Annotated in this window: 16 protein-coding genes; all 16 read left to right on the plus strand. The window is 49.6% G+C overall.

The annotated features are described in order from the left end of the window. The first annotated feature begins 104 nt into the window (after positions 1-104). The gene (locus tag DESHY_RS10855; protein WP_008412715.1) at positions 105-2,798 is read left to right on the plus strand and encodes a CBS domain-containing protein; all 2,694 of its coding nucleotides are present in this window, start codon (positions 105-107) and stop codon (positions 2,796-2,798) included. A gap of 14 nt (positions 2,799-2,812) precedes the next feature. Further along, positions 2,813-3,436, plus strand: coding sequence for a site-2 protease family protein (locus DESHY_RS10860; RefSeq protein ID WP_008412717.1), 624 nt, complete (start codon positions 2,813-2,815; stop codon positions 3,434-3,436). Positions 3,437-3,461: 25 nt separating this feature from the next. Then, a complete protein-coding gene (trpS, locus tag DESHY_RS10865) occupies positions 3,462-4,454 on the plus strand; it encodes a tryptophan--tRNA ligase (RefSeq protein WP_008412719.1) in 993 nt (330 codons plus the stop codon). A gap of 69 nt (positions 4,455-4,523) precedes the next feature. Next, complete coding sequence (locus tag DESHY_RS10870) at positions 4,524-5,276, plus strand: segregation and condensation protein A (protein WP_008412722.1); 753 nt, start codon at positions 4,524-4,526, stop codon at positions 5,274-5,276. A 2-nt stretch (positions 5,277-5,278) separates the two neighbouring features. Beyond that, on the plus strand, positions 5,279-5,827 hold the full coding sequence (gene scpB / locus DESHY_RS10875) for an SMC-Scp complex subunit ScpB (protein ID WP_008412723.1): 549 nt from the start codon (positions 5,279-5,281) through the stop codon (positions 5,825-5,827). Between the two features lie 119 nt (positions 5,828-5,946). After that, complete coding sequence (locus DESHY_RS10880) at positions 5,947-6,795, plus strand: Gmad2 immunoglobulin-like domain-containing protein (protein ID WP_008412725.1); 849 nt, start codon at positions 5,947-5,949, stop codon at positions 6,793-6,795. 102 nt (positions 6,796-6,897) lie between these two features. Beyond that, positions 6,898-7,560, plus strand: a complete 663-nt coding sequence (locus DESHY_RS10885) for a DUF2953 domain-containing protein (RefSeq protein ID WP_008412727.1) — start codon at positions 6,898-6,900, stop codon at positions 7,558-7,560. Beyond that, positions 7,508-7,936, plus strand: coding sequence for a GerW family sporulation protein (gene ytfJ / locus DESHY_RS10890; RefSeq protein ID WP_008412729.1), 429 nt, complete (start codon positions 7,508-7,510; stop codon positions 7,934-7,936). Before DESHY_RS10885 ends, ytfJ begins: the two co-directional genes overlap by 53 nt. Before the next feature lie 111 nt (positions 7,937-8,047). After that, positions 8,048-9,793, plus strand: a complete 1,746-nt coding sequence (locus DESHY_RS10895; RefSeq protein WP_008412730.1) for an ATP-binding protein — start codon at positions 8,048-8,050, stop codon at positions 9,791-9,793. A 50-nt stretch (positions 9,794-9,843) separates the two neighbouring features. After that, positions 9,844-10,431, plus strand: coding sequence for a nucleoside recognition domain-containing protein (locus tag DESHY_RS10900; protein ID WP_008412732.1), 588 nt, complete (start codon positions 9,844-9,846; stop codon positions 10,429-10,431). A 7-nt stretch (positions 10,432-10,438) separates the two neighbouring features. Further along, a complete protein-coding gene (locus tag DESHY_RS10905) occupies positions 10,439-10,969 on the plus strand; it encodes a spore maturation protein (protein ID WP_008412734.1) in 531 nt (176 codons plus the stop codon). A gap of 67 nt (positions 10,970-11,036) precedes the next feature. Continuing rightward, positions 11,037-11,843 (plus strand): pseudouridine synthase, encoded by an 807-nt coding sequence (locus DESHY_RS10910; RefSeq protein ID WP_008412736.1) that lies wholly within the window; start codon positions 11,037-11,039, stop codon positions 11,841-11,843. Between the two features lie 71 nt (positions 11,844-11,914). Continuing rightward, the gene (locus DESHY_RS10915) at positions 11,915-12,154 is read left to right on the plus strand and encodes a hypothetical protein (protein WP_008412737.1); all 240 of its coding nucleotides are present in this window, start codon (positions 11,915-11,917) and stop codon (positions 12,152-12,154) included. 67 nt (positions 12,155-12,221) lie between these two features. Beyond that, entirely contained in the window at positions 12,222-12,680 is a 459-nt protein-coding gene (locus DESHY_RS10920) for a hypothetical protein (RefSeq protein ID WP_008412739.1), read from the plus strand. A 55-nt stretch (positions 12,681-12,735) separates the two neighbouring features. Next, the gene (locus DESHY_RS10925; protein ID WP_008412741.1) at positions 12,736-13,200 is read left to right on the plus strand and encodes a hypothetical protein; all 465 of its coding nucleotides are present in this window, start codon (positions 12,736-12,738) and stop codon (positions 13,198-13,200) included. Positions 13,201-13,304: 104 nt separating this feature from the next. Then, positions 13,305-13,727 carry a HutP family protein gene (locus DESHY_RS10930; RefSeq protein WP_008412743.1) on the plus strand — a complete coding sequence of 141 codons (423 nt, stop codon included), beginning with the start codon at positions 13,305-13,307 and terminating at the stop codon, positions 13,725-13,727. Positions 13,728-13,735: the final 8 nt, after the last annotated feature.

Raw genomic sequence — 13,735 nt, forward strand, 5'->3', positions numbered from 1 at the left:
GGGTTTGTGCCTTTTTGAGCAAGGCTTCTTTTCCGGGGCAATTATTATATGTTATAATTGTATGTATTTACATAAAGTAACATTTTTCTCAGGGGGTGTACTGGTTGGAGATTATCACCACGCACGTCAACACAGATCTGGACGGTCTGGCCTCCATGGTGGCAGCCCAGAAACTTTATCCCGGCGCGGAACTGATTTTTCCCGGCAAATTATCCCGTAATGTTGAAGAATTTCTTGCTCTGCACAAAGACACCCTCAAAAATGTGCGCAACATTAAAGATATTAACATTGAACATGTTAAGCGTCTGATTATGGTGGATACCAAAAGTCCGGGGCGGGTATCCAAGTTAAAAGAACTGTTTAACCGGCCCCAGGTGGAGGTGCACATTTACGACCATCATCCCCGGGCGGCGGGAGATGTTGAAGGCAAAGTTGAAGTGGTAGAGCCGGTAGGAGCGGCTACTACCCTTCTGATTGAACGGATTAGAGCCAAGGGGCTGGAAATTACTCCCCTGGAAGCTACCATCATGATGCTGGGGATTTATGAAGATACCGGTTGTTTGGTTTTTACCAATACAACTCCCAGGGATATCCGGGCGGCGGCTTTTTTGTTGGAACAGGGAGCTAACCTGGCGGTAGTGGCAGACTTTTTAGGCCGCCCGCTGACCCAGGATCAAAAGGCACTGCTGAAAAAACTGCTGGTCAGTGCGGAACACCATCAAATTAACGGCACCAAAGTATTAATTGCCCGCGGCAATGTGGATGAATTTGTGGGGGGGCTGGCCTTGCTGACCCATAAATTGTCCGAAATTGAGCGGACTGACGCCGTTTTTGCAGTGGTTGAGATGGAGGACCGGGTTCACTTGGTGGGGCGTTGTGCTTTAAAAGAGGTAAACTGCAAGGAGGTTATGGAACAGTTTGGCGGCGGAGGGCACCCGGCAGCTGCTTCGGCCACCATCAAAGGGCAGTCGGTGGATGAAGTGGCGGAGCGGCTGTTGGAACTGATTCGCAACATGATCCAGCCGCCCCTGACAGTTAAAGATATTATGTCAAGCCCTGTTAAAATGGTTTTCCCTGAGACAACCATAGAGGAAGCCGGCAAAATAATGCTGCGTTATGGCCATACCGGTTTACCGGTGATTAAGGACGGTAAGTTGGTAGGGGTTATCTCGCGGCGGGATGTGGAAAAAGCAACTCATCACGGGCTGGGCCACGCGCCGGTTAAAGGTTATATGACCGCCCATGTCATAACAGTGCATAAAGATATGAATATCCATGATGTACAGGATTTAATGATTGAAAAGGATATAGGCAGGTTGCCGGTGGTGGAGGGGGATCGGGTGATCGGCATCGTTTCCCGCACCGATGTGCTGCGCACCCTGCATGAAGGATATAAGGGGCGTTATAGTACCACCTACACTCAGAAGGCGGCCACCAAAACTGCCAATATTAAGCCGGATTTACAGCGTGTCTTGCCCGGCCGGATAATGAGCATCCTGATTAAAGCCGGGGAAGTGGCCGAAAGGATGGGTTACCAAGTATATGCCGTGGGCGGCCTGGTTAGAGATGTGTTGCTTAAGGTAGAAAACCTGGATGTGGATTTGGTGGTCGAAGGCAACGGCATTGAGCTGGCCGATCAACTGGCCCGGGAAATCGGTGGGCGGGTACGGTGCCATGAGAAATTTGGTACAGCGGAAATAATTTTTCCTGACGGTTACTGGGTAGACGTGGTAACTGCCCGGGTGGAGTATTACGAATACCCGGCTGCCCTGCCCCAGGTAGAACAGTCATCCCTTAAACACGACTTATACCGCCGGGATTTTACCATTAATGCCATGGCGGTGGCTTTAAATCCTGACCGGTTCGGTGAATTGGTCGATTACTTTAACGGCAGAGAAGATTTGCAAATCGGTGCTGTCCGGGTGCTGCACAACTTGAGTTTTATCGAGGACCCCACCCGCATACTGAGGGCAATCCGGTTTGAACAAAGATATGACATGGCCATTGAACCCCAGACCCTCCGGTTAATTAAAGAGGCTGTGCGGGAAAAAATCCTGGCCCGTCTCAGTACAGAGCGCATGTGGGGGGAACTTAAGAGCATCCTGGAAGAAGCGGACCCGGAGCATATGTTGGACCGCATGTGGGAGCTGGGGGTATGGGATTACCTGTTTCCGGAAATTACTTTCTGGGAAGTGCAGTATGTTATCAGTGAGATTCCGCAGGCCCTGATGATTCTGCGCAACTGGGGCTGGACCGAACCGGCGGAAAAATGGCTGCCGTATTTCCTGGGCATCTTACACCTAACCACCCAGGAAACGGCTTACCAAATTTGCCAGCGCTATAACCTGGGACGCCGGCAGACCGATAAGGTATTGGATACCATTGCCTATGGCCGGGTTGCCTTAAAAAGGTTAGCAGTGGCGGAAGAAGTCCCCCTGTCGGAATTGACCAAAATTGTCCAGACCCTGCCCCGGGAGGCTTATCCTTTATTTTTGACTTTGTTGGAGGATAAAACTGCCATTCGCCGTTTCCGCATGGTAATGGAATCCGTGCATAAAAATAAACCCACTGTAAACGGGAAAGATATTAAGGAGATGGGTTATCAACCGGGTCCCATGTACCGCAAAGCCCTGGATGCCGTATGGCGGGCCAGATTGGACGGCTTAGTGCACACCCGGGAAGAAGAGCTGGCCTATGTCCAATCTTTCTTAGAACATCATCAGGCACCCAAAATGCAGCCCAAGCAAGCCAAGGCCAGGCACAACCGCCCGCAGCAAAGCAAACAGGCCCAAAGGTAAAGGGGGCTTAACAAATGTTTGGTGTACCATCCATAGAAGAAGTAATCTATAAATTATTATTAATCTTTTTTGCTTTACCCCTGCATGAATATGCCCACGGGCTGGTTGCTTATAAACTGGGGGATCCCACCGCCAAGTATGAAGGCAGGCTTACCTTAAATCCCTTTAAACACCTGGACCCGCTGGGAACCATCTTAATTTTCTTCGGCCCCATCGGCTGGGCCAAACCGGTTCCGGTCAACCCGTTTCATTTTGCCAACCGCAAAAAGGGCATGATGCTGGTTTCTCTGGCGGGGCCGGGTGCTAATTTTCTGCTGGCAGTTATAGGAGCGATGCTGCTGGGGATCTTTTATCAATCACCTGTGCCGGCTTATATTTTTGAAAATTTTATGGTATTAAATGTCTGGCTGGCAGTTTTCAACTTGTTGCCCCTGCCACCCTTGGACGGTTCTAAAATTTTAGCCGGGCTTTTGCCGGGACGCCAGGCCTGGTTGTACGAATTAGAAAGATATGGTTTTGCCATTTTGTTTCTTTTAATATTTTTTGGTTTTTTAACACCTATATTAATATTTTTTGCCAAACCGGTAATTAAATTTTTGGTTGTGCTGGCAAATCTTGTGGCGGGGTTGCCACTTTAAGATTAAGATAAAGGAGAATCTTGCTATGACCAACAAAGGAACAATTTTAAGCGGCATGAGACCTACCGGTCGATTACATCTGGGTCACCAGAGTGTGCTTGACAACTGGGTTGATTTACAGGATCAATATAACTGCTTTTTTATGGTGGCTGACCTGCATGCCCTGACTACCGGCTGGGAAGAAGCCCGAGATATTAACCGGAACACATTGGAGATGGTGGCTGACTGGCTGGCTTCCGGCCTGGATCCCGAAAAGAGTGCTATTTTTCGCCAGTCCAATGTTTTACAGCATGCCGAGTTGCATTTAATGCTTTCTATGGTAACTCCCTTATCTTGGTTGGAACGGGTGCCCACTTATAAGGACCAAATACAAAAGCTGGGAGAAATGGGCAAAGATATAAACACCTATGGCTTTCTCGGTTATCCCTTGCTGATGGCGGCTGACATTCTCCTTTACAAGGCCAATGCCGTACCGGTGGGCGAAGACCAGCTGCCTCACATTGAATTAACCCGGGAAGTGGCCCGGCGGTTTAATCACTTGTTTAAGCCGGTCTTCCCGGAACCCCAGGGTATTGTAAAGAAAGAAGTTGCTGTTTTGCCCGGCATCGACGGGGCTAAAATGAGCAAAAGCTACCACAACTACATTTCCATCGGGGCAGATCCGGAGGAAATTCAAAAGAATGTCAACCTGATGGTTACCGACCCGGCTCGCATTCGCAAAACCGACCCGGGCAATCCTGAGGTATGTGTGGTTCATAAATTCCATCGTATTTATAACCGTGAACTTTTAGAAAGTATTGAAGAAGCCTGCCGGGGCGGTCGTACCGGTTGCGTGGCTTGCAAGAAACAGCTGGCCGGTTCTTTGGAAAAACAAGCTGTGGCGGTGCGCGCACGCCGGCAGGAGATTTTGAGTAAGCCCAGCTATATTGAAGAAGTATTAAGGGCAGGGGAGGCCAAGGCCCGGCAGGTAGCCGGCCGGACCATGCAAGAAGTCAGAGAGGCCGTCTTCGGTAGCTAGATATAGGCTCCGCCGTTAACCGCAGTGCAAACAAGACCACAGAGTTAAATTAAGGCGGGGGATGGTTAATTGTCTTACCAGGTGAAACTGGCCACCTTTGAAGGACCCTTGGACTTACTGCTGCACTTGATAGATAAAGAGCAAATAAACATTTATGATATTCCGATTGCCCAAATCACTTCCCAATACCTTTCATATTTACAGCAGATGCAGGCCTTGGATATAGATGTAGCCAGCGAATTTTTGGTTATGGCTGCCACCCTGGTGTCCATTAAGGCGAGGATGCTGTTGCCCCGCTCGCCCGGAGATCAGGAACTGCAGCCGGCAGAACCTGATCCACGGGAAGAATTAGTGCAGCGCCTTTTAGAGTACCGCAAGTTTAAGGAAGTGGCTGCTTACCTAAAGGAAAGAGAAAGCAAAACCGGCAAAACATATACCAGAAATAATTCCGCCGAGTTGTATCAGCACTTAATAAAACCCCGCGACCCGCTGGGGGGTGTCACCCTGGAGATGCTGCTGCACTCCCTGCAGCAGGTGCTCCGGCGGGCGGCTGCCGGTTTTACATTGCCCGAAGCAATAACCCGAGAGGAAATCCAGGTACCCGAAAAGATGCGCCAGTTAATGGCCAGGCTTCTTTTATATCCCCAGGGGTTGTTGTTTTCCCACCTGTTTGCCGAAAAAACAACTCTGTCAGATATTGTGGTAACCTTTTTAGCCGTCTTGGAGCTGTTAAAAACAGGCCAGATTGAGGCCCGCCAGTGTGACACCTTTGGGGAAATAACCATCCTGCGACGAACTCAGGCGATAACTGGGGAGGGATAGTTTTGGCTGTATTGTTTAAAGAGCAGACCAAAGCAGCTCTGGAGGCCTTACTGTTTGTAGCCGGTGAGCCCCTTTCGGTGCAAACCTTGGCTCGCATAGCGGAATTAGATGCGACGGATGCCCTGGAACTGTTGCGGGAACTGGCCCGGGATTATGACACCAGGCCCGGCGGGCTGAAGATAATTGAGGCGGCAGATACCTGGCAAATGTGTACCCGACCGGAATATGCCTCTTATATTGAAAGGCTTTACAGAAAAAGCGGCACCGGTTTGTCCCGAGCGGCAGTGGAAACGCTGGCGATTATTGCCTATCGGCAGCCGATCACCAAAACAGAGATCGAATTGATTCGGGGTGTCAAGGTGGATTCACCCATCAGCACCCTGCTGGAACGCAACTTAATCGAGGAAAAAGGCCGGCGCGAAGGACCCGGCCGGCCGGTTCTTTACGGTACCACGGTGGATTTTTTAAAGTACTTTGGTTTAAAATCGTTAGCCGACCTTCCTCCTTTAGAGGATTTTTTGGTAGAAAACGCAGAGCAATGTGAAATCTAAGGTGTAGCAAGAATAATCTTGCTACACCTTTGTTTTTATAAGCAATGCGCATATTTCTCCAGAAATTGCTAAAAATAATGTTAAATTTGTACTTGTTCTTAAAACAAGGAGGAATTGCCATGCGTAAATTTTTATGGTTGTTTTGCCTGAGCTTGCTGATTGCACTGCCCCTGGGCTGTGCCCCGGCCAAAAAACCCGCGCCGGCCCCACAACCCAAAACCATTGTGGTACCTGATGTTTCCCGGATTACTTTTGAAACTATGGATTACGACAAGGCTCCCGAAATTGTAAAGGCTCTGGCAAATACCTTGCGGGATAAGCATTTTGCCGTCTGGACATCGGTTAACGGCAGGAATTATGTGCTTGTCAGCCAACAAAACCTGCCGGCAGGCAGAGCGATAAAAATTGCAGAGATTGAACGGCGCTTGCCGGCCAATGATTTTGACTGGATAAATGTCAAATTAAAATATCTGTCAACTGCACCAAGCGGGCCAAAAGCAGATACCGAAAAGCCTCTGGTGGCATCATTTACCATGGACAGGCCGGTTAAAGCTTTGGGGTTTGAGATAGAACGGGAAGCTGCGCCTCCCGGTTTACCGGTCCCTGCCGTACCTGTTGCGCCTAAAGAAAAGAACACCGCAGACAAAGGTTTAAGATTAGACAGCCCGGCGCCGGGGGAACAGGTTAAAAGTCCCCTGCAGGTCTCCGGCACGGCTGCCGGGGTGGCAGGACAAGTGAGAATTAGAATAAAAAATGCTGCCGGCGTAACCCTGGCAGAAAAACCGGTAGCAATTCAAGGCGGTAAATTTACTGCTACCATGGGTTTTAGCTCCCCTGCCGAACGGGAACGCGGCAGTGTGGAAGCCTTTGTGACCGGCGATGAGGGAGTAGAAAAAGATACTGTGTCGGTGCCGGTGGTACTGCTGCCTGCTGCGGCCGGCGAAACTGAATCGATCGGTGCCCCGTGAGCAAACACTTAAGCAAAAAATGAGCAAAGCCCGATAGTAAAGAGAGGTGACCAAAGTCTGTTAATAATTTTTTGCTTAGTAACTGCTGTAACCTTACCGGCTTTGGTCTTCCTTTCTTATATTAAAGTTCGCTTTCAGTATTTTCGCTTGCATGAAGATGATACCGTCAGTATAGAATTTTTTCTTTGGGGCGTTTTTCATCACAGGATAGAAATTCCGGTGTTGATGCTGCGGCAAAAAATGGCCGGTTTTTCTTTGATTAGCCGAACCGAACTGGAAACCGGTCAAGGGGACCCGGGAGAAATTATGAGCCGGGAAAACCAAATCACCATAACCGGTGTGCAGCAGTTGTTGGACAAACTGCGTAAGTGGCTGCTCTGGTTGCAGGTTGTTCAAGAGGATGTCGATTTTTTTTTAAGACATCTGGTGCTGGAGAAATTTTACTGGCGAATCAGCTTTGGTACGACGGATGCGGCGGCTACCGGCATGCTGGCCGGTCTGGCCTGGAGTTTTGCAGGCCTTGTCACAGCTTTGTTTTATCACAAAATTGCACCCGGCAGGGTACAGCCGGTTATTAAGGTTGAGCCTGATTTTAAAAAAGCCGGCTTTGCCACATCGGCTGACTGCATATTTAAAATTAGGATTGGCTATATTATGGTTACGGGTCTGAAAATTTTGAAGAAAAAGGCAAACAAACAGGGGGTGAATTTTCTTGGCAGAACATCCCATAGAAGGTCTCATGAAAACTGCCATGGAAAGTATTAAAGAAATGGTGGATGTCAATACGGTGGTGGGAGATCCTGTAGAAACACCGGACGGCAGTGTTATTATACCTGTTTCCAGGGTTGCCTGCGGCTTTGCCGCCGGGGGGGGCGAATATGCCGTGGGAACCGGCAGCAAAAATCAGGGGGAATCCTCCGGGGCACCCTTTGGCGGCGGCAGTGGCGCGGGAGTATCAGTACAGCCCATGGGTTTTTTGGTGGTTGGCAACGGGCAAATTCGCCTGCTGCCGGTGGATGACAGCCACGCCTTGTTTGACCGGCTGATTGATACGGCACCGCAGATGTTGAATCAAATACAAAGCATGTTTAACAAAAGTAAAAATACCGCAGAAACCGGAGCAAAACAGCCGATTGTCTAGGGCATTGGAAAAAAGTGGGGTAACCCACTTTTTATTTTGTCTTTTTTAAAGGGATATAGTAGTTGATGTCGAAACAACAATTGTCTTTTCATTAGAACGGAGGTAATTATTTTGATTGATCGGTTAATATCCGTTCCCCACCTCAACCAATCCCAATTATTGGCAAGGTGGCAAAAATTTATTAAAGGAGAGCCTATAGAATCACAAGACATCTTTGAGGAGACATATAAGGGTTGGCAGCGCTGCCTGGCCAGGGGCATTAACCCGTTTAAAATTAACATAAAGTGTTTATCCGAGGCCGAACTTCAGTACAGAAAAGTAAACTTGCATGAAATAAGCTGTCTCCTGGAGCCGCATCTGCAAACCATAATCCGGGCGGTAAGCACACACAGTGATCACTACTATATTGCAGTGGCGGATCACGAAGGCTATGTTATGGAGGTGTTCAGCGACAAGGCATCGGCGGCCGGCTTGTGCAATATGCCAATGTACCCGGGAGTGTGTTTTGCGGAGGAATATGCAGGCAACAACGGGATAGGTTCTGTATTGGCTGTGGGCAAACCTTTAGCTGTTATCGGTGCGGAACATTATTTAGCCATTTTTCACAAGTGGTCCTGCGTCGGGGCTCCGGTTTTGGACGATGACGGCAGGGTGCGGGCTGTCATCGAGGTAAGCACGCCCTGTGGTTCGGAAAGTCCTTATACATTTAGTTTAACAGTGGCGGCAGCCAAGGCAGTAGAAGCTGCCCTTAAACAAATTCAAATGGCCAGGCAGTTGCAGGAGTCAAAAAAAATCCTCAGGCAATTGATGCAACAACGGGATATTATTTTTAATGCCATGTCCCAGGGAGTGGTGATATTAAACAAAGACGGCATTGTTACCTTTTTTAACAAAGCGGCAGAGAAAATTTGGAACCTGCCGGCCAGTGAAATCGGGGGCAGAAGTTTTGAATGTCTGAGGCAGGGCCGCTGCCGCCGACCGGAACCTTTGCTGCTGCAAACCATCCGTGAAGCCAGGCCCTTTACCAACATTGAGTGCAAATGCCGCAATGACCAGCACGATAAATTTTTGCTGGTAAATACCAGCCTGTTAAGAGATGAAAACGATGCGGTAGCCGGTGCCATCGGCATTTATACCGATGTTACCGATCTGCGCCGTCAGGAAGCCCGCATTAAGGAACAGGAAAAACTGGCCGTAGTGGGTCAGATGGCTGCCGGCATGGCCCATGAAATACGCAACCCCCTTGCTTCTGTGCGTGGTTTTGCTCAACTGATGAGTGAAAAAATTGGAAAAGTAAACAGCACCTTTAAAGAATATATGGAAATAATGATTCAAGAGATTGATCAGGCAGATAACTTTATTAACAACTTTCTCCAGCTGGCCAGACCCAAGGCACCTTCCATGCAGCGGTGTTCGTTGAATGAACTTATTACCAGTTTTGTCCATATTTTTGAATCCCAGGCATTTATCCAGGGAGTTAAAGTAGAAACTGATTTGCAGAAAGACCTGCCTTTGATTACCATTGATAAGGATCAAATTAAACAAGTGCTGCTTAATTTATGTCAAAATGCCCTGCAAGCCCTGGAGCGGCAGGGGAGGATTTTGCTGGTAACCAGATACCATCAGGCAGAAAAAGAAGTATGCCTGTCAGTAATTGACAACGGACCGGGTATACCGCCGGAAAACCTGGATAAACTGGGGACGCCCTTTTTTACGACCAAGGATAAGGGCACCGGCTTGGGGTTGTCGATTTCTTACACCATTGTTGACAGCCACCGGGGACGCATTGAAGTGGACAGTCAACCGGGCCGGGGAACTTGTTTCTCTGTCTACCTGCCGGTGGACGAACAGTTCTAATTAATTTCTGCCCCTCATAAGATCTGGTAGGAGGACAAGGGGGGGAGAACATGGTCAACTATGTATGGCTGGGGATGATGGTTTTTGGTGTTCTGGTGGCCGCTGCCCAGGGCCGCATTGAAGTAGTTACCAGGGCTGCTCTGGAGGGAGCCCAGGTGGCCGTCAAAACATCTCTCAGCTTGATTGCTATTATAACCTTTTGGCTGGGCATGATGAAACTGGCGGAGGCAGCCGGCTTGGTAAGGGGGCTGGCCCGGCTGGTAAGGCCCCTGACGGGTTTTTTATTTCCCAGCGTACCTAAAGACCACCCGGCCATGGGTGCCATCGTCATGAATCTCAGTGCTAACATTTTGGGGCTGGGGAATGCTGCCACACCCATGGGGCTGATTGCCATGCAAGAGCTGCAAAAATTAAACCGGGGCCGGTCCACCGCTTCCGAAGCCATGTGCACTTTCTTAGCCCTCAATACCGGGTGCGTTACCCTTATACCCACAACCATTATTGGCATCAGGGTTTTTTACGGCAGCAGCAACCCTACTGAAATAGTGGGCACCACCATTTTTGCCACCCTGTGCGGCATGACGGTAGCTGTTTTAGCGGACAGGATTCTGCGCAAGCTGTACCGGAACAGGTGGTGAGAGATCGTTGTATGAAGTCATCAACCAAATTTCTCGCTGGGCCGTTCCGGTTATTCTGCTGCTGGTGCCCTTGGCAGCCTTTATAAGAAAAGTACCGGTATTTGAAACATTTGTTGAGGGGGCGGAGGACGGGTTTGCCACTGCCGTTAAGACCATTCCTTATTTAACTGCTATGCTGGTGGCAGTGAGTGTGTTCCGAGCTTCCGGGGCCATGGAACTGTTGGCTGCCTGGCTGGCGCCTGTTTTAACGGTCAGCGGCCTGCCGGCGGACATCCTGCCCCATGCTTTGATGCGGCCGCTGTCAGGAGGTGCCGCCCTGGGCATTGCCACTGAAGTCATAAAAACCCACGGTCCTGACAGCTTTGTGGGGCGGCTGGTTTCTACCATGCAGGGCAGCAGCGATACTACCTTTTATATTCTTACCCTGTATTTCGGTTCGGTAGGTGTTCGCAAATACCGCTACGCAGTGGCATCCGGCCTGGCAGCGGACTTTACCACGTTGTTGGCATCTGTTTTCATTTGCAAGCTGATGTTTTAGTTCTGACCGGCTCGGGAAAGCTATCCCTGACTAAATTTAACTATAGATAAGAAGGGACATGACACATATGGAAGAAAGACTGCAAAAGGTATTGGCCAGAGCGGGAGTGGCTTCCCGGCGTCAGGCCGAGGAGCTGATTACCGGCGGTAAGGTGACAGTAAACGGCAAGGTGGTCACCCAACTGGGTACCAAGGTTAATGCCGAAAAAGATAAAATTTTAGTTAATGGCAAACTGCTGCCGCCACCGGAAAAAAAGGTATATTTTCTGTTGCACAAACCCCGGGGCTATGTTACCACCCTCAGCGATGAGCGGGGGCGTAAAACCGTTTTGGATTTGTTGCCGGATGTAGAAGAACGGGTCTATCCTGTGGGACGCTTGGATTATGATTCAGAGGGTTTGCTGCTGTTGACCAATGACGGAGAACTGGCCTACGCCCTGACTCACCCCCGGCACCAAGTGAAAAAAACTTACCTGGTACGGGTTGCCGGGGTGCCGGAACCGGAAAAGCTGCAGGCCATGGCCCGGGGACTGCAGCTGGCGGACGGGCTGACAGCACCTGCTGATGTAAAGCTGGTAGATATCCTAAACGGCCGGGCGCTGCTAAAAATCAGCATTCACGAGGGGCGCAACCGTCAGGTCAGGCGCATGTGCGAGCATATCGGATACCCGGTACTCCGGCTGCGCCGGGTTTGCATCGGCCCGTTGCAGCTGAAAGATTTAAAGCCGGGTCAGTACCGGCCTTTAACCCGGCAGGAGGTTAAAGAATTAAGGCAACTGGCAGGCTTAACCGTGCCTGAAGCAAAAGTAAAAGCTAAACAGGTTGCCGGACGGCCGGCGGCCCCGCGGAGGCCGCAGGCAAAAAATAAAAGGTAAGCTGCAACAGCATAAATTATCCCCCCTCAGGGCAATAATGTAATGACATCTTGCCAGAGGGGGGTTATTTAATGCCTTACTGTAATGTTTGCGGCAATTGGGAAAGTTTGGCCAGCTCGCGGTTTCCTCCTGCCGCAGATACGGCTAACGGGCCGTCGTACGGTTTGCTGGGCAATTTTAATGAAGAAGGCTGCTTGCTCACTATGGAGTGTCAGGGGGCAAGTTTGGACGATGCCCAGGAAGCCTATGAACAACCGCAAATATACTTTGATACCTGTCCTTTTTGCGGCTCCCGGGACATCAGTTGGTAATCCTTAGCAGGATTTTGCCTCGCCTGAATCGAATGATTGAGAGGAAGTTTGGCGAGGAGGGTTTCCTTTGAACATACAAAACGAAGATTTGCTGCATCGGCCCCTCAGGGTGAAGGTTCGCATGGATTTTAAAGGCGTCGGGAAACCGGGACGTTTTTTATTCGGGGGAAAACCCAGCGACAAAGCTGCTGAGGATTTGCGGGAACAGCAGGTGGCTGTTTTTCGCAATGTGCCAATTCAGGGTATCCAGGTGGAAGATATAGATATGAGTGCGGAAGTTTATACTGTGGTGGATGAAGTCTCAAACCACGAAGTGGCTTATGCCCCGGTGACTTTGCAACTGCGGGCGGAAACACTGGAAGACGTGGTGAGGTTTATTGCCCGGGATGATTTTCGCAAGATAGAAATCATTGACCCGCCTAACCTGGCCCTTACCAAATATGATGTGGAAAGACTGTTGTTCAGGGTAGCCGAAGAAATGAGAATATATCGTGCTTTGTTAGAAAGAAAATATAACAGCCGATAACCCCACATAAAATAAATTGCCGCCGCATATACAATAATTGGTAGGAGGCGGTGGTATGCAAGTAAAAAATAAACTGCGGTACAGCGCTAAAGCAGTTTCCCGTTACCTGTTAATGCCGGTTGCTATACCCGTTGTTATTTTACTGTATTATCATATATGTTTAGCACCGTTCCCTGCTGACCGGCTGATCAACCAGGTGGGGTCGGATGCCCAGACAGTAATGCAGCCGGCTGCAGTGGCGGAGCATGTGTTAATCTTGCAACTAATAAATTTTTCCACTCTGCCCAAGGCGAAGGTGCTGGTTAACGGCCAGGTGAAGGGAGATTTCAGCCACCCCTATGTAACCGTTGCCGTCTGCCAGGGAGATTGTGTGGAGGTTGATACTACCTTTTATGATCATTTAGTCACCATAAAGGTGCTGGACAGCACCAGGCAGGTTATGTCACCTGCCAAAGGAGCGGAATTTACCGGGCGAAAAACGGTAATTGCACTGGGGCATGTGAAGCTGGCCGGCAGGTAGCGGGACGTTGCATTTGCCCACAAGCTGTAATATAATCTAGGCAACCCACAGGGGAATAAGGCTGTTTATACACCTGAGGGTGTTATTTTTTTGGGGGTGTTTGTTTGGTTTATCAAGGAAGCAGGAAGATAGCCAGGGTTGCTATTGAAATGGCCATGACAGAAAGCCGTGAGCAGGAGAAAGAATATAAAATGAAATTTCTCAATGAAGGCATTCGCACTGCTGCGGTGGATTATGGCGGTGATTTTATCTCTTCTGTTAACCGTATCATTGAACGGGCGGTGGTGGCGGCCAAAAGAGAAGGGGTTATTAAAGAAATCCATGCGGACGAAGGTGCCGTGGCGGGTGCCACCAGAGAAGCTCTTTCGATGATTATGCCCAAGGCGGTAGGTTTAAATGTCGGGGGCAAAATCGGCATTGCCCGGCAGGCTGACCATATCAGTGTGGCTGTATTTTTTGGTGTCGGCCTGCTGCATCTTGATGAAGTGGCCATTGGCTTAGGTCACCGGGCTGTTTCAAGCGATTAACAAGGAGG

This window comes from Desulforamulus hydrothermalis Lam5 = DSM 18033 (assembly GCF_000315365.1).
GTDB lineage: Bacteria > Bacillota > Desulfotomaculia > Desulfotomaculales > Desulfotomaculaceae > Desulfotomaculum > Desulfotomaculum hydrothermale.

Bases quoted from the DNA above. Each gene is read 5' to 3' on its own strand.
- DESHY_RS10880 (WP_008412725.1), top strand. From the start codon at position 5,947: ATGCGTAAATTTTTATGGTTGTTTTGCCTGAGCTTGCTGATTGCACTG.
- DESHY_RS10925 (WP_008412741.1), top strand. From the start codon at position 12,736: ATGCAAGTAAAAAATAAACTGCGGTACAGCGCTAAAGCAGTTTCCCGT.
- DESHY_RS10915 (WP_008412737.1), top strand. From the start codon at position 11,915: ATGCCTTACTGTAATGTTTGCGGCAATTGGGAAAGTTTGGCCAGCTCG.
- DESHY_RS10860 (WP_008412717.1), top strand. From the start codon at position 2,813: ATGTTTGGTGTACCATCCATAGAAGAAGTAATCTATAAATTATTATTA.
- DESHY_RS10910 (WP_008412736.1), top strand. From the start codon at position 11,037: ATGGAAGAAAGACTGCAAAAGGTATTGGCCAGAGCGGGAGTGGCTTCC.
- trpS (WP_008412719.1), top strand. From the start codon at position 3,462: ATGACCAACAAAGGAACAATTTTAAGCGGCATGAGACCTACCGGTCGA.
- DESHY_RS10900 (WP_008412732.1), top strand. From the start codon at position 9,844: ATGGTCAACTATGTATGGCTGGGGATGATGGTTTTTGGTGTTCTGGTG.